The sequence below is a fragment of the Rhodohalobacter sp. genome, from assembly GCF_041686455.1.
GTDB lineage: Bacteria > Bacteroidota > Rhodothermia > Balneolales > Balneolaceae > Rhodohalobacter.
Genome location: NZ_JAWLDW010000013.1, coordinates 24591 through 39843, shown reverse-complemented (window position 1 = coordinate 39843; position 15253 = coordinate 24591). Strand labels below are relative to the sequence as shown.

The window sequence follows — 15253 nt, the reverse complement described above, 5'->3', positions numbered from 1 at the left end:
CGCGGAATGGAAGAAGAATTAAGTGAGATTGACAGCATTTCCACTCAGGATTCCGAACCTACATTCGAAAATACGATTGTGGCGATGGAGCTGACCGGTAATCTACTCACCCGGGTGCAAAGAGTATTTTATAATCTTACATCTGCTCATACAAATGATGATATTCAAAATATTCAATCTGAAATTGCTCCAAAACTGGCAGCCCACTCAGATAATATCTATCTGAACAGGGAGTTATTTACCAGAGTAGAAACTCTATATCAAAATTTAGAGCAGTTAGACCTCAATGAAGAGTCGGAAAAACTCGTTTCGGATATTTATCGTGATTTTGTTCGTGCAGGCGCACACTTAACCGAAGAGCAACAATCACGGATGAGAGAGATCAATGAGCGTATATCCTCACTGACAACTGAATTTCAAGAGAAACTTCTGGAAATGACCCGCGAACGGGCAGCAGTTGTTGAAGATGAAACTATGCTTGACGGATTAAGCAGCGATCGAATTGCCTCTGCAAAAGAACTTGCCGAAGAGCGAGGTCATGAAGAAAGCTATTTAATCAATATATCCAATACAACCCGGCACCCGCTTCTCTCATCCTTAAATAATCGGGAAATGAGAAAACGATTATGGGAGGCATCTGCTTACAGAGGGCTTGGTGAAAATGGTGGAATTGATACGCGTCCGATTGTACTTGAGCTTGCAGAGTTAAGGGCTGAACGTGCAAATTTGCTGGGCTACGACACTTATGCGAACTATGCATTGGAACCACAAACCGGTGAATCTCCTGATCGCGTACTTGATCTTCTAAAAGATCTCATCCCTCCTGTTATTAGAAACAGTGATGTCGAAGCTGAGTTGATTCGAGAATACATGATTCAGGACGGAATTGAAGACGATCTAAAACCCTGGGACTGGGAGTACTACGCTGAAAAAGTTAGGCAGGATCGATATGATATCAACGAAAGAGAAGTAAGAAAGTATTTTGAGCTGGATAAAGTTCTTGACGACGGTGTATTCTACACAATGGAAAGACTCTTCGGAATCACTTTTGAAGAGAGATTTGACCTACCCGTTTATCATGAAGATGTTCGGGTCTGGAATGTGATGGACGAAGACGGTTCTCAAATCGGACTTTTTTACGGCGACTTTTTCAGTCGTGATTCAAAGCGCGGCGGTGCTTGGATGAACTCTTTTGTTGTTCAGTCTGACCTCAAAGAGCAAAAACCGGTGGTTGTTAATGTTCTCAATATTACTCCACCTGCTGAAGGAGAACCGGCCCTTGTTAGTTTTAGCAATGTAACGACTCTCTTTCACGAAATGGGACATACTGTGCACGGACTGTTTTCAGATGTGACCTATCCTTCTCTGGCAGGTACATCCGTACCACGCGATTTTGTAGAATTTCCTTCCACGTTTCAGGAAGACTGGGCCATACTGTCTGAAGTGCTTGAAAACTATGCCGTTCATCACGAAACCGGAGAGCGTATTCCACAGGATCTCCTCGATAAAGTGATTGAAGCCAGGGAATTTAACCAAGGTTTTGATACCTATGAGTATCTTGCAGCGACACTTTTAGACATGGAATGGCACCTACTCGAACCTTCTGAAATCCCGTCAGACGTACAGGCCTTTGAGCAAGCATCACTCGCGAAGTATAATTTGGCGAACCCAGCAATACCCCCCAGGTACAAATCAACATATTTCTCACACATCTTCTCCGGCGGTTACTCAGCAAATTACTATGCATATATCTGGAGTGAAATCTTAGCAGCAGATGCATTTTCATTTATGAGTAATCAGGGAGGATTAACTCGTGAGAACGGTGACCGATTCAGGAATTATATCTTGTCGCAAGGTGGCAGTGATGAGGCAATGGATCTTTATAGGGACTATCGCGGCGCTGAACCAGACGTTCAGCACCTTCTTGAAAGACGTGGTCTTGACTAAGCTAATTCCCTTTATTTCATAAAATCCAAGCCTCACCAAATTCTGGTGAGGTTTTCTATTTTTCGAGATCAAATAAAAACTGATATGAGGTCCCGCTTTCTCCATTCACCGAAATATCTGCATCAATTTGGCGACTCAAAGTCTTAATCAATGTTAAGCCCAATGAGTATTTACCAAGTTTATCAAAGTCATCAGGTAACCCTGCTCCATTATCTTTTACCTGAAGGGTAACCTGATCATGCTCACCCAATTTCAAAGAGATTTGAATCGAAGCTTCTTGTTTGAAATCCTTGCCAAAAGCGTGTTTATAGCAGTTTGTAAGAATTTCATTCAGCATCAATCCACAAGGAATCGCTTGTGTAATGGTAAATTCAATCTCATCGAGTTCTAAATCTAGATTAATTGGTCGAGAGCTATTACGGTGTGATTTATCAATCACATCAACCAATTCGCGTATGTAGCGCGAAAAATCGATACTTGATAACGTCTCATTCTGGTAGAGCTTCTCATGTATCAATGCCATTGTGTTAATACGCATCTGGCTATCTTTCAGAGCCTCCCGAACATCACTGTTTTCAGTACTATGTGATTGAAGCTCCAGAAGTCCGGTAATTACCGCTAAATTATTTTTTACCCTGTGGTGAATTTCCGCAAGCAGTACTTCTTTTTCTTTTAAAGAGTTCTTCAGGTTCGATTCAGCTTCTTTTTGATCGGTGATGTCAACATAAATTCCAAAGATTGCAATAGTTTTGCCATCAACCTTAACCGGTACTCCATAAATAAGTACATCTACGGAGCTGCCATCTTTTTTTCTGCGAACTCCTGTCACTTCAAATGTCTCTGTACTGTTTGATAGCTTTCTTGCAACATCCAGATCCTGTGCAGGTGCAATCATTTCATCAATATTTACCCCTCTGATTTCATCAATATTGTATTCAAATATATCTTCAAAGCTCCTATTCACCATTTGAACCTCATTCTGATTGTCCAGCATAGCAATTCCAACAGGAGCATTCTGGAAAAGTTGTCTAAATAGCTCCTCATTATGTCGTAACTCTTTCTGTTGGTCGTACTGCGTACTTATATCTCGTGCAATAGCAATAACTGCGTTTTTACCGAAGTATTTACCCGGAGTTAACGTAACCTCAATTGGAAATACTTCTCCGTTTTTTCTAACGGCCCACCACTCGAATCGCTGTCTCTGTCCATTTAAAGAGTTTTTAATGTATTCGTAGGTTTTCTTTTCATCTACTTTACCGGGAGCTGCAAACATCATTGGATCATTTCCAATCAGTTCTTCCCGGGTATATCCAAATATCTCTTCTGCCGTTTTATTTACTTCCGCAAATTTTCCGTTCTCATCATGGATGTAAATAGCATCACCTATAGAATTAAACAGATCTCTATAGCTTTGTATCGATTGATTGAGCTTACTTTGAACCTCCATCTGTCTGGTTTGATCTATAACCACACCCATAATGGCAAACTGTCCCTTTAGCTCAATTTTAGAACCATAGATCCTGACAAATATTTCGGAATCATTTTTTGACCTGGCTCTGACATCTACTTCAAATGAATCAATTTCTGAGTTATAAAATCTTTCGCGTATAGTTAGCAGCTTTGTCACATCATCCTCATGAACTAATTCAAGTGGATCAAAATTATTCAAAAGCTCTCCTTTGCTGTAACCGGTAATTTTTGAGAACATCGGATTTACGTAGAGAAGTTTTCCTTTTTGAACTAAATAAACACCAACGGTTGATGCCTCACTGAGTACTCTGAATCGCTGTTCCGAATCTTTAAGCCTCTCTTCTGCAATTTTATTCTCGGTATCGTCTTCAATCAGTGACAGAATACTGATCAGTTTTCCACTCTGGTCGTAATTGGCCGAGTTGTGCCAGTTAGTGTGGATTTCCTTTCCTTCACCATCTTTAACAAAGGAACTGAATGTAAAATAGGTAGTTTGGTGAGCAGTCATCTCCTGAATTTTATTTTCAATGAGTGACTTTTGATTTTCATCTACTATGCCGGCTTTAAAAAGAGATTTTCCTAAAATGTTTTCAAAGTTCCACCCGAAAATTTCTTCGGCCTTGGGCGACCAATCTCTTATTTTCGCCATCCTATCCCACTCAACGGTAGCAAGCGGAAGCTGTTCTTTATAAGTATCTATTCTGGGGAGATGATGAAGATTCTTATTTAATTCAGGAATTTCTGCCGAAATATCGTGCAAAACACAGAGCTGAATATTTTTTCCACCCTTCTTCATTTGATGAAATGTGAACTGAACATAGAATGAAGAGCCATCTTTTCTGTAGTGCTTCCAGATAGCGGGGAGCTTAAACTGCTCATCATTGGATAATTGGTCAGCCACACTTTTTCGGTACTTGTCACCAAGATCAGTAATTTTCTTCCGTCTAAATTCTTCTTCTGTATACTGATACTTTTCTACACAGGCACGGTTTACCTCAAGTATATCAAGAGTAAAATAATCATAGAGTAGCATGCACTCTTTGTCAAAAAAGCTGCCATCTGTTGCAAAATTTTGAGCAGGTTTATCCATCACGAAGATATTATTTGCACTAACTTTCTGAATGGAATTTGAAAACCAACTTCATTCAGAGATAACAGTTTAAAGGATTGTCAGGATTTTGTATTTTAAGGCGTTCACATGTTAATGAATTAAAGTTTTACCTCACAGACAAAATTTAATGCCAGATAATTTTATTACGCTCACCTTTCCTGACGGTGCGAAAAAAGAGTACGAAAAAGGGATATCAGGATATGAAGTTGCAGAAAGCATTTCCAAGGGATTAGCTCGCAACGCATTAAGTGTAACCGTTAACAGTACTATTAAGGATCTCGACGCACCGATCACAGAAAATGGAACCATTGAAATTAATACCTGGGATTCTGAAGACGGACAATATACTTTCTGGCACTCATCAGCTCACTTGCTCGCAGAGGCAGTACAGGATCTTTACCCGGAAGCCAAGTTTGGCATAGGACCGCCAATTGAAAATGGATTTTATTACGACATAGACTTCGGAGATAAGACTGTTGGGTTAGATGATCTTCCGGAGATTGAGGAGAAGATGGTTGAGCTTGCCCGGAACAAGTCAGAGTTCAAACGACGTGAAGTATCTAAAGAAGAAGCTCTCTCCTTCTACAAAGAGAAAGGGAATGAGTATAAAATAGATCTTATTGAAGATCTCGATGACGGAACAATCACTTTTTATGAACAGGGAGATTTTACAGATCTTTGTAGAGGTCCCCATGTTCCCAATACTTCGCTGATTAAGGCAGCTAAACTGACCAGTATTTCCGGTGCTTATTGGCGCGGGGATGTAGACAGTAAGCAGCTCACACGAATTTATGGGATCACTTTTCCAAAGCAAAAGATGCTAAAGGAACACCTCGATCAGCTTGAAGAGGCAAAAAAACGAGATCACAAGAAGCTTGGTAAAGAGCTTGGCATCTATATGATGGACCGTATGGTTGGCTCAGGCCTTCCTATGTGGCTTCCAAATGGAACCGTGCTAAGAAGAACCCTGGAAGCCTTTCTGCGTGATGAACAGAAGAAACGCGGATATAAAGAGGTCATTACGCCCCATATTGCAAATATTGAACTCTATGAAACTTCCGGGCACTATCCTTATTACAAGGATTCACAGTTTGATCCGATGGAAGTTGATGATGAAAAGTATATGCTAAAACCGATGAACTGCCCGCATCATCATAGAATTTATTCAAACGAACTTCGCAGTTACCGGGATTTGCCACTCAGGCTGGCCGAATTCGGGTCAGTTTACAGATACGAGCAAAGTGGTGAGTTGAATGGTCTATCCCGAGTACGTGGCTTTACACAGGACGACGCACATATTTACTGTACTCACGACCAGCTAAAGAAAGAGATAAAAAACACCATTGAGTTGACACAATTTGTGTTTAGTACATTTGGCATGCCGGTTGATATTCGTCTATCGTTCAGAGATGATAACGATAAAAAATATGGTGGAAACAACGAATATTGGGAACGTGCTCAAAAAGAGATCAGAGAAGTTGCCGATGAAATGGATCTCGATTATAAGATCGCGATTGGTGAAGCTAGTTTTTACGGTCCAAAAATTGATTTTATTATTCGGGACGCTATCGGACGTAAATGGCAGCTTGGAACGGTTCAGGTAGACTATGTGATGCCGGAGCGGTTTGACCTGACCTATGTTGGGTCAGATAATAAGAAACACAGACCGGTCATTATCCATAGGGCGCCATTTGGGTCAATGGAAAGATTTGTAAGTATCCTGATTGAACATTTCGCCGGAGATTTTCCGCTATGGCTCTCACCTCTTCAAATGAAGGTTTTACCCATTTCAGAAGATTTCAACGAATATGCAGAGAAGTGTGCCGCCAAATTTGAAAAAGAAGGTGTTCGGGTAGAGACCGATACAAGATCTGAAATGATTGGCGGAAAAATTAGGGATGCAGAAAATGCAAAAATTCCCTATATGTTAATAGTTGGAGCTAAAGAACAGGAAAACGATACAGTATCCGTAAGAAGACACAAAAAAGGTGATATTGGAACGTTTTCACTTGATGAATTTTTTGACTATGTGATGGATGAGATAAACTCTAAATCACTAACTTCTAATCATAACTAAAAATACAGAGGTTTACTTATCGCAAGACCACGACCAACGAGAAGACCACGGAATGATGACCGACCGAGGGTTAACAACGAAATTCGAGCTTCAGAAGTAAGGTTAATCAGGCCTGATGAAGAACACGAAATCGTTACCGTAGAGAAAGCTCTGCAGATTGCCGAGTCATTTAATATGGACTTAGTAGAAGTTGCACCCAATGCAACCCCCCCCGTTTGCAAGGTGATCGATTTTGGAAAGTTCATGTACGAAAAGAAGAAAAAGGAGAAAGAAGCAAAGAAAAAACAGCATACCATTCAGGTAAAAGAGCTACGCTTTCGCCCTACCACTGATGATCACGATCTGGAGTTTAAAACACGCCATGCAAGAGAGTTCTTAGAAGATGGCGATAAGGTTAAAGCTACAGTTCAGTTCAGAGGCCGAGATATGCTCTATACAGAACAGGGTGAAGAGCTATTGAATAATCTCGCTGAAGAACTTAGTGACATTAGCAAAGTTGAATCGAAGCCTACCCTGGAAGGCCGAAGAATGATTATGATACTTTCACCTTCAAAAGATTAAAGTTTGGCTTTTATCAGAACTCAAACATTTTTATCTTTCTGTTCTTTCTAATTTCAGACAATTACGCTAATTATGCCTAAAATGAAATCGAATAGTGGCGCCAAGAAGCGTTTTAAGATTACCGGTTCCGGTAAAATTAAGCGCAAAAAAGCTTATAAGCGTCATATTTTGACCAAGAAAACATCGAAGCGGAAAAATAACCTAGGTAAGGATGCATTGGTTGATAAAGCTGATGAGTCCTCAATCAAGGATATGCTTCCCTACGGTGGCAAGTAAAGTAATTTAATTAAATCAATAACATTTAAACGTTAAGTAAAAATGCCACGATCTAGAAATCTGGTGGCTTCCCGTCGCCGTCGCCGTAAAATATTAAGTAAGGCGAAAGGCTATTGGGGCAGACGCAAAAACGTTTACACCGTTGCCAAAAATGCGGTAGAAAAAGGTCTTCAGTACCAATACCGCGACAGAAAGGTTCGTAAAAGAATGTTTCGTCGGCTTTGGATTACGCGTATAAATGCAGCTGCTCGATTAAACGGAACCACATATGCCAAGTTTATTCACGGCATGAAGCAAAATAACATTGAGATTAATCGAAAAATGTTAGCCGATATCGCCGTACGCGATCCGGAAACATTCGCTGCTATTGTCAAAGAAGCAGTCAACTAATTGTTATTTCATGTTTATAGCCGGCAGATCTTATAAGGTTTGCCGGTTTTTTTTTATCTAATTTTGAAGCTACAATCTATAAACCTCTTTACAGAGACTTTAAGCGTATATCGGCATGATCGACACCATTGAAAAGATCAAAAAAGAGATTCAAAATTTTAAAATAACCAATGAAGAAGAGCTGGAAGCTTTTCGTTTGGAGTTTCTTTCCAGGAATGGAAAGATCCAAAACATGTTTGGTATGATGGGTAAGGTGCCCAAGGAGAAAAAAGCTGAAGTTGGCAAAGCGATGAACAGTGTTAAAGTTCTCGCTCAACAAAAGTTTGATGATGCTCAGCTTAACCTTAAAAAATCTTCCCGTAAAGAATTCGGTGCCGCCGATGATATTACACTGCCTGTAGAGCCTACCTACAGTGGATCTTACCACCCTCTTACTCAGGCACTTAATGAGATGAAGCAGATTTTTTTGAGGCTTGGTTTCAATATCGCTGACGGCCCTGAGTTAGAAGATGATTTTCATAATTTCACAGCCTTGAACTTCCCACCTGATCATCCGGCGCGTGATATGCAGGATACTTTTTTTGTTAGAAAAACGGATAATGAGAGTGAACAGGATCTGGTCTTAAGAACTCATACCTCCCCTGTTCAAGTTCGGTTGATGAAGGATCAAAAACCGCCATTGAGATCCATTATGCCCGGACGCGTCTACAGGAATGAAGCTGTTACTGCAAAATCCTATTTTCAGTTCAATCAGGTGGAAGGTCTATACGTAGACAAAGGTGTGAATATGGGAGAGCTGATCGAAACGCTCGTCATGTTTGCAAAACTGATGTACGGCAGTGATGTAAAATATCGGGTTCGTCCCTCCTTCTTTCCTTTCACAGAGCCAAGTATTGAAATGGATATCTGGTGGGATAATGAAAAAAGCGGACAGTGGCTTGAAATTTTAGGGGCCGGAATGGTTGACCCTAACGTTTTTGAATCGGTTAACGTGGATCCTGAAGTTTACACCGGTTTTGCCTTTGGCATGGGTGTAGATCGGATTGCAATGCTTCGCTACGGTATAGATGACATCAGGCTGCTATATGAGAACGACATCCGATTTCTTGAGCAGTTTAAGTCTTAATTATTACATCCACCATTCAAACAATTTCTGATTACCAAAAATCTATAGTTTTACTGTATGGACATCTCTTACAACTGGTTAAAACAGTACATCGATATTGATTTAACACCGGAAGAAACAGCTGATAAGTTAACGCTATCCGGACTGGAAGTGGAAGGCATGAAACAGATCGGATCCGATTTTGAAGGATTTGTAGTCGGTGAAGTTCTTCAAGTAAAATCCCACCCTAATGCTGACAAACTTCAAATCTGTGATGTAAATTTAGGTGAAGAAAAAGTTCAAATTATCTGCGGAGCTCCTAATGTTGCTGCCGGACAAAAAGTACCTGTAGCCACCGTCGGATCTGCAATGCCGGTACCAATGGAGGACGGAAGCTATCTGAAGATTAAGAAAGCGAAACTGCGTGGTGAAAAGTCAAATGGAATGATCTGCTCCGAATCTGAACTCGGGCTGAGTGATGATCACTCCGGGATCATGGTACTCAATTCAGATTTGAAAATCGGGACTCCGCTGAAGGAAGCCTTAAATATAGATAAAGACACCATTATTGAGATTGGCCTGACACCCAATCGTCCTGATGCAGCTTGCCACATTGGTGTAGCACGAGATTTATCAGCACTAACCGGTAAGACTCTTAAAAATCCATACACCGATCTCACAGCAAAAAGTGGATCAATTGATGATCATATTGACATCTCCATCAAAGATGAGGACAAGTGCCATCGCTATGTCGGAATGATGGTTAAAGGTGTAGAAATTAAAGAATCTCCTGCATGGCTCAAGCAACGATTAACTGCCATTGGCCTTCGCCCAAGAAATAATGTTGTAGACATTACCAACTATATTCTGCACGAAATTGGACAGCCACTCCACGCTTTCGACTACGATAAAATTGCAGGTAAGAAAATAGAAGTAAAAACCTTTGACAAAGACATTAAGTTCACTACGCTGGATGATGTCGAGCGGGCTGTACCGAAAGGCTCACTTTTCATATGTGACGGTAGCGAGCCTGTGGCAATTGCCGGCGTAATGGGCGGAGAAAACAGTGAAGTTTCCGATTCTACCACAAGTATTCTGATCGAGAGCGCTTATTTTGAACCTTCTTCGGTAAGAAAAACATCAAAAAGCCTGGCTCTTCAAACAGACAGCTCGTATCGTTTTGAACGAGGCATCGATCCTGAAATTCAACTGAAAGCGGCTCAGCGTGCAGCTGAATTGATAGTGGAGTTGGCAGGTGGAGAAATCATCGAAGGGTACACAGATGTTCACCCGGTTAAATTCAACCAGAGAGAAGTAAAACTTCGTCTTTCACGAATTAACCATGTGTTAGGAACAAATCTTAGTTTGAAAGAAGCTGAACAGATTTTAAATAATCTGGAATTTGAAACTACACTTTCCGGCCAAGGGGAAATGAACTGCAAAGTTCCTTCATTCCGTCCGGATGTTTCCCGCGAAATTGATTTGATTGAAGAAGTAGGTCGTATATTTGACTACAATAACATTCCAACGCCGACAACCTCACCGTTTTTTACTCCTGAAACTCTCTCAGAAACTGATATTTATCATCAAAAATTTCGGCAGTTTGCCCGAAGTTTAAGCTATAAGGAGATTACAACGAACTCCCTCCTGTCCAAAATTGAAGCAGATGTATTAGCTGATAAAAGTCTTCAGATCTCAACGCTTAATCCGGTTTCTCAGGAGAATACTACTCTGAGAACACATCTTTATGGCGGATTTTTAAAATCAGTCCGATATAATTTAAATCGAAATGCCGAAAATATTCGATTCTTTGAAATTGGCCATGTTTTCAGAAAAGCTGAAAATGAGGACAGCACATGGATTGAAGGAGTTCAGGAGCACACAACTCTTTTGATGGGTGTTTGTGGTCAAAAGAAAAATGCGGATTGGCTCGGCTCCAGTGAACCATACTCTGTTTTTGACATCAAATCAGACCTTGAATCTTTGATGCGGTACTTGAGTATTGATAAACAAATTGTTCGGGAAGCCGAGAACAACTTCATGCTTCATTACACATTGGATGGGAAAAAAGTGGCAACACTTCAACAACTTGATGAAGAGAAGCTGAAAAGTTTTGATGTGGAAAAGGAAGTGTTTTTTGTAGAGGTTGACCTTAACACACTTTTTGAGCTGGGTGCCGGTCGAACCGATACCATATACACCCCGGTTGCCAAATTCCCATCTTTCGAATTTGATGCGGCTTTTACTGCTGATAAATCCATCCGTGCTGGTGAACTCTCATCTACAATCCGTAATTCTGCAGATGAAACACTGAAATCTGTTTCAGTATTTGATGTGTATGAGGGGAAAAATATCGGAGAAGAGAAAAAAAGTATTGCATTTCGTCTCACTTTTTTAGATCCTAATAAAACCTTGACAATCAAAGATGTAGAACCGAAAGTTCAAAAAATTGTTCAATCTTTGGAGAACAACTTTGGAGCAAAATTGAGATCTTAAAAAAGCTAACCCTATGGCTGTCAGTGATATTCAAAAGGAGACCTTTTTCAATCTTCTTGAACAAATTCGCACAGAGGTGCAAACTCTGAGAAAAAAAAATAAAGATCTGAATCGCGATAACCTGAAGCTGAAATCAAAACTTGAAGAAATCCAGAAGGAACAGACAGATATCTTCTCTTCTATAAGCGAATCAGAGCGTATAGCTATGAGACACAAAGTAGACGGATTGATCGAGAAATTGGATAATCACTTAAAAAGTTAGCATGGAGTCCATAAAAGTAAATATTATGGGTAAACAGATTCCTCTGCGAGTGGAGGAAAGTGAAGTAGAAAATACCCGAAACATTGCTCAGTATGTGGATGAAAAATTCAGGCTTTACAGAAATCAGTTGTCTAACCAACCGGATTCTACCGTTATGATTTTAGCATGTTTAAGTATTGCGGAAGAAGTATTCGAACTTCGATCCAAACTGCAGCATCAACATGATAAAGAGAGTGAGTTGATGGATCACGTAAATAAGAAACTCGAAGATTTCGTCAACGAATTATCATAATTTTTATCTAATAGAATCTTTTATCAGTTGTTCTCGTTCTTATCTTAAACAACCTCCATCTTTCACAATATTCGATGTATAAAGGCGAACGTTTCAACTCCATTTCCCACTTAATTGGCACCATTGCTGCAGTTATTGGTTTTTTTATTTTAATGTATATAGCCGTCAAGCAGGGAGACCCATGGAAACTTGCTTCGTTTTCAATCTATGGCGTGACGTTGATTGTACTCTATTTGTTTTCAACACTCTACCACAGTTTCAAAGGACGTTGGAAAAAAATATTCCAAAAATTTGACCACATCGCCATCTATCTTCTTATTGCGGGTACATACACCCCTTTTACACTTGTAACCCTTCCCGATAGTTTGGGCTGGACTTTTTTCGCCGTTATCTGGGGATTAGCCATGATTGGTATTGTTATTGATTTACTGCCTCAAAAAGGTCACAGAATTCTGCCATTAGTTATATATCTTTTGATGGGATGGCTTGTTATGCTGGTTATTGAACCGCTGACTCAAAACTTACCTTCACTGGGTTTCGAATTCCTAATTGCAGGCGGGATGTTTTACACCATGGGCGTGCTTTTTTATGTTCTCGGTAGCAAGCATAAGCTTGCACATGGTATCTGGCATCTATTTGTCCTCGCAGGAAGTGTTAGTCATTTTATTACTGTAGCTTTATTTGTTTGATTATTGTCTCACAACCATTTGTTATGGTTCTGCCCGCTACTTTCGTTACCTTTCTGCTGATTTATAACGATTCAATATTTTTAGATGTCCAAAAAGCTTAAGATATTTTTTATTTCTGATATTGTTGGCGAATCTGGTTTAAATTTACTCGAGACCATGTTCCCTCCCATTCGTGACAAATACTCTCCTGATTTTATTATTGCAAACGCTGAAAACTCTCATGAGGGACGTGGGGTAAATCGTACCATTGTACAGAGATTGTACGACCTAGATGTTGATGTGATTACAGGAGGAAATCATTCTTTCGATAAGTGGAAGATATTTTCATACATGAAAACAGATGAAAATCTGTTGCGGCCGATGAACTATCCCAAGGGAAATGCCGGATACGGGTATGGGATCTATTCAGTTAAAGAATCTAACTTAAAGGTTGGAGTGTTAAATCTTCAGGGCAGAACCTTCATGCCACAAATAGACGATCCATTTTCTACAGCAGACTGGGCTTTAGAGAAAATCAAACAGGAAACAGATATCGTTTTTGTTGATTTTCATGCTGAAGCTACAGCGGAAAAACTAGCTTTTGCCTGGGATTTTGATGGTAAAGTATCAGCCGTTATTGGTACTCATACTCACATACCCACCAACGATGCGAGAATTCTCCCCAAAGGTACCGGATATCTGACAGATGCCGGTATGACCGGCCCATTTGATTCTGTAATTGGAATGAATAAGAAAACCTCGATTAATCGTTTTCGACTTGGTACACCGCAACGATATAAAGTAGCCGAAAAAGACAATCGCATGTGCGGAGTATACCTCGAAATCGATCCTGACAAAGCAACATGTTCACGAATTGAACCTGTGATTTTCCCTGAATTTAATAACACATCTACATCATGAGCTCAACTGATTCAATTGTTCTTCAGTGTGAGAATATCCACAAGAAATTTAAGTCTGAATCCGGAACAGAAGATCTGCACATTCTTAAAGGCGTTGATTTAAACGTCAAGTCTGCAGAAATGATCTCTATTGTGGGTTCCAGCGGCTGCGGTAAAAGTACGTTACTCCATATACTTGGAGGATTGGATAACCCAAATGAAGGCTCTGTTCATTGGAACGGGGAATCCATTTATGATTACAAAAAAGATAACCTGGCAGATTTAAGAAATAAAAGTGTTGGTTTTGTCTTTCAGTTTCATCATTTACTTCCAGAGTTTACGGCTGTTGAAAATGTAATGATGCCTGCTTTAATCAAGGGAGAAAATCAAACTTTGGCTGAGGAAAGAGCAGTAAATTTACTTGAACGATTTGGTCTACAAGATCGAATTTATCACCGGCCATCCCAGCTTTCCGGCGGTGAACAGCAGCGGGTTTCTATGGCGAGAGCATTAATGAATAATCCTTCCATAATTTTAGCAGATGAACCGACAGGCAATCTGGATGAGCAGAATACCGAAATCATTCTTGATCTGCTTTTTGAGCTTAGAGAAACAGAAAAGGTTACCCTGGTTCTAATTACCCATGAAAAAGAGATTGCTAACCGATGTGATTCCCTTTACTCCTTACAGTCTGGTGTGCTTGAAAAAGAAAACTGACCATACTTAAAACTTGGTTAAATGCACAAACAATGATATTTTTGAAAGTCTTAATATCATCCTAAAAATCTACTACAGAAACAGTAATATTACAATAGAAGAATGAGTAAACGACTGAAAAACGAAGAACTGGAACAAGATCTACTGATTGAATACACTTCCAGATTTGTACACTTCTACAATCAAAATAAAGCGGCCGTATTAGGAGGTGGAATTGGCATTGTATTGGTCATTGGGTTAACCATAGGATATTTCATTTATTCTTCTCAACAAGAAACTCAGGCTCAAAATCTGTTGGGTATTGCAGAACAGGCTCTTCTGGAGGAAAATTATGAAACTGCTTTAAATGGCAACGAGGATGAGTTTACACTTGGCTTTGTTCAGATTGCTGATAATTATCCTCGAACAGATGCAGGTAACCTTGCCAATTATTACGCCGCTATTTCCGAATTTGAGCTTGGTAACCTCGAATCAGCCCTAAGCTATATTGAAAACTTTAAAATGCCCAGCGGTATAATGGGTGTATCTCCCGCTACTTTTCATGCAACCGTTCTTTTAGAACTCAATGAGTTTGAAGAAGCAGCATCCATGTTTGAGCGAGCTGCAAATTGGGATGAGAATAGTGCTACTACTCCTTTAAATCTCTATGAAGCAGCTCTTGCTTATCAGGAAGCCGGTTCAAACCAAGAGGCAAACAGAGTTTTAGACCAAATTTTACAGGACTACCCTAACAGCCAAACTGCAAACAAAGCTCAACGCTTAAAAGGGTCTTTGGCAGTCAGAAGCTAAAACAGATAGCTTCAACGAATTTTTTAAAAAGGGTGATTTCATCAAGAATCACCCTTTTTTTATGGTCTCAGTTCTGAATACAAAAAAACTCCAAGGCTTTAAAATCGTGGAGGTTTTTTGATTAAGTTCATTTTGTACCAGCCCGTTCATGTCATCAACAGATTCAGTGAATTCACTGATTCAGCTAATCAAT

Annotated in this window: 14 protein-coding genes; 13 read left to right on the top strand and 1 reads right to left on the bottom strand. The window is 40.0% G+C overall.

The annotated features are described in order from the left end of the window. The coding region (locus ACESM0_RS03250; RefSeq protein ID WP_372903590.1) for a M3 family metallopeptidase at positions 1-1947 on the top strand (1947 nt) is incomplete at its 5' end. Between the two features lie 55 nt (positions 1948-2002). On the opposite strand, the gene ACESM0_RS03245 is transcribed toward ACESM0_RS03250, so the two are convergent. Next, complete coding sequence (locus tag ACESM0_RS03245; protein WP_372903588.1) at positions 2003-4507, bottom strand: PAS domain S-box protein; 2505 nt, start codon at positions 4505-4507, stop codon at positions 2003-2005. A gap of 148 nt (positions 4508-4655) precedes the next feature. Between ACESM0_RS03245 and thrS the strand changes: the two genes are divergently transcribed. The 12 genes from thrS (at position 4656) to ACESM0_RS03185 (ending at position 15060) form a co-directional block, all read left to right on the top strand. Beyond that, on the top strand, positions 4656-6605 hold the full coding sequence (gene thrS, locus ACESM0_RS03240; protein ID WP_372903586.1) for a threonine--tRNA ligase: 1950 nt from the start codon (positions 4656-4658) through the stop codon (positions 6603-6605). An 18-nt stretch (positions 6606-6623) separates the two neighbouring features. Then, complete coding sequence (gene infC, locus ACESM0_RS03235; protein WP_372903594.1) at positions 6624-7166, top strand: translation initiation factor IF-3; 543 nt, start codon at positions 6624-6626, stop codon at positions 7164-7166. 72 nt (positions 7167-7238) lie between these two features. Next, positions 7239-7442: a 50S ribosomal protein L35 gene (gene rpmI, locus ACESM0_RS03230; protein WP_322571953.1), complete on the top strand. Its 204-nt coding sequence runs from the start codon at positions 7239-7241 to the stop codon at positions 7440-7442. Positions 7443-7484: 42 nt separating this feature from the next. Further along, on the top strand, positions 7485-7832 hold the full coding sequence (gene rplT / locus ACESM0_RS03225; RefSeq protein WP_322571954.1) for a 50S ribosomal protein L20: 348 nt from the start codon (positions 7485-7487) through the stop codon (positions 7830-7832). Between the two features lie 115 nt (positions 7833-7947). Next, a complete protein-coding gene (gene pheS, locus ACESM0_RS03220) occupies positions 7948-8958 on the top strand; it encodes a phenylalanine--tRNA ligase subunit alpha (protein WP_372903585.1) in 1011 nt (336 codons plus the stop codon). A gap of 57 nt (positions 8959-9015) precedes the next feature. Then, a complete protein-coding gene (gene pheT, locus ACESM0_RS03215; protein WP_372903583.1) occupies positions 9016-11433 on the top strand; it encodes a phenylalanine--tRNA ligase subunit beta in 2418 nt (805 codons plus the stop codon). A 13-nt stretch (positions 11434-11446) separates the two neighbouring features. After that, on the top strand, positions 11447-11695 hold the full coding sequence (locus ACESM0_RS03210; protein WP_372903581.1) for a hypothetical protein: 249 nt from the start codon (positions 11447-11449) through the stop codon (positions 11693-11695). A 1-nt stretch (position 11696) separates the two neighbouring features. Further along, a complete protein-coding gene (locus ACESM0_RS03205) occupies positions 11697-11987 on the top strand; it encodes a cell division protein ZapA (protein WP_372903579.1) in 291 nt (96 codons plus the stop codon). 74 nt (positions 11988-12061) lie between these two features. Beyond that, positions 12062-12676 carry a PAQR family membrane homeostasis protein TrhA gene (trhA, locus tag ACESM0_RS03200; protein WP_372903577.1) on the top strand — a complete coding sequence of 205 codons (615 nt, stop codon included), beginning with the start codon at positions 12062-12064 and terminating at the stop codon, positions 12674-12676. An 84-nt stretch (positions 12677-12760) separates the two neighbouring features. Further along, complete coding sequence (locus ACESM0_RS03195; protein WP_372903575.1) at positions 12761-13576, top strand: TIGR00282 family metallophosphoesterase; 816 nt, start codon at positions 12761-12763, stop codon at positions 13574-13576. Continuing rightward, positions 13573-14271 carry an ABC transporter ATP-binding protein gene (locus ACESM0_RS03190; RefSeq protein ID WP_372903573.1) on the top strand — a complete coding sequence of 233 codons (699 nt, stop codon included), beginning with the start codon at positions 13573-13575 and terminating at the stop codon, positions 14269-14271. Before ACESM0_RS03195 ends, ACESM0_RS03190 begins: the two co-directional genes overlap by 4 nt. 102 nt (positions 14272-14373) lie before the next feature. After that, complete coding sequence (locus ACESM0_RS03185) at positions 14374-15060, top strand: tetratricopeptide repeat protein (RefSeq protein ID WP_372903571.1); 687 nt, start codon at positions 14374-14376, stop codon at positions 15058-15060. Positions 15061-15253 lie beyond the last annotated feature (193 nt).

Coding starts and splice junctions, on each gene's coding strand:
- pheS (WP_372903585.1), top strand. CDS start 7,948: ATGATCGACACCATTGAAAAGATCAAAAAAGAGATTCAAAATTTTAAA.
- ACESM0_RS03185 (WP_372903571.1), top strand. CDS start 14,374: ATGAGTAAACGACTGAAAAACGAAGAACTGGAACAAGATCTACTGATT.
- thrS (WP_372903586.1), top strand. CDS start 4,656: ATGCCAGATAATTTTATTACGCTCACCTTTCCTGACGGTGCGAAAAAA.
- rpmI (WP_322571953.1), top strand. CDS start 7,239: ATGCCTAAAATGAAATCGAATAGTGGCGCCAAGAAGCGTTTTAAGATT.
- ACESM0_RS03205 (WP_372903579.1), top strand. CDS start 11,697: ATGGAGTCCATAAAAGTAAATATTATGGGTAAACAGATTCCTCTGCGA.
- pheT (WP_372903583.1), top strand. CDS start 9,016: ATGGACATCTCTTACAACTGGTTAAAACAGTACATCGATATTGATTTA.
- ACESM0_RS03245 (WP_372903588.1), bottom strand. CDS start 4,507: ATGGATAAACCTGCTCAAAATTTTGCAACAGATGGCAGCTTTTTTGAC.
- rplT (WP_322571954.1), top strand. CDS start 7,485: ATGCCACGATCTAGAAATCTGGTGGCTTCCCGTCGCCGTCGCCGTAAA.
- ACESM0_RS03190 (WP_372903573.1), top strand. CDS start 13,573: ATGAGCTCAACTGATTCAATTGTTCTTCAGTGTGAGAATATCCACAAG.
- trhA (WP_372903577.1), top strand. CDS start 12,062: ATGTATAAAGGCGAACGTTTCAACTCCATTTCCCACTTAATTGGCACC.
- ACESM0_RS03210 (WP_372903581.1), top strand. CDS start 11,447: ATGGCTGTCAGTGATATTCAAAAGGAGACCTTTTTCAATCTTCTTGAA.
- ACESM0_RS03195 (WP_372903575.1), top strand. CDS start 12,761: ATGTCCAAAAAGCTTAAGATATTTTTTATTTCTGATATTGTTGGCGAA.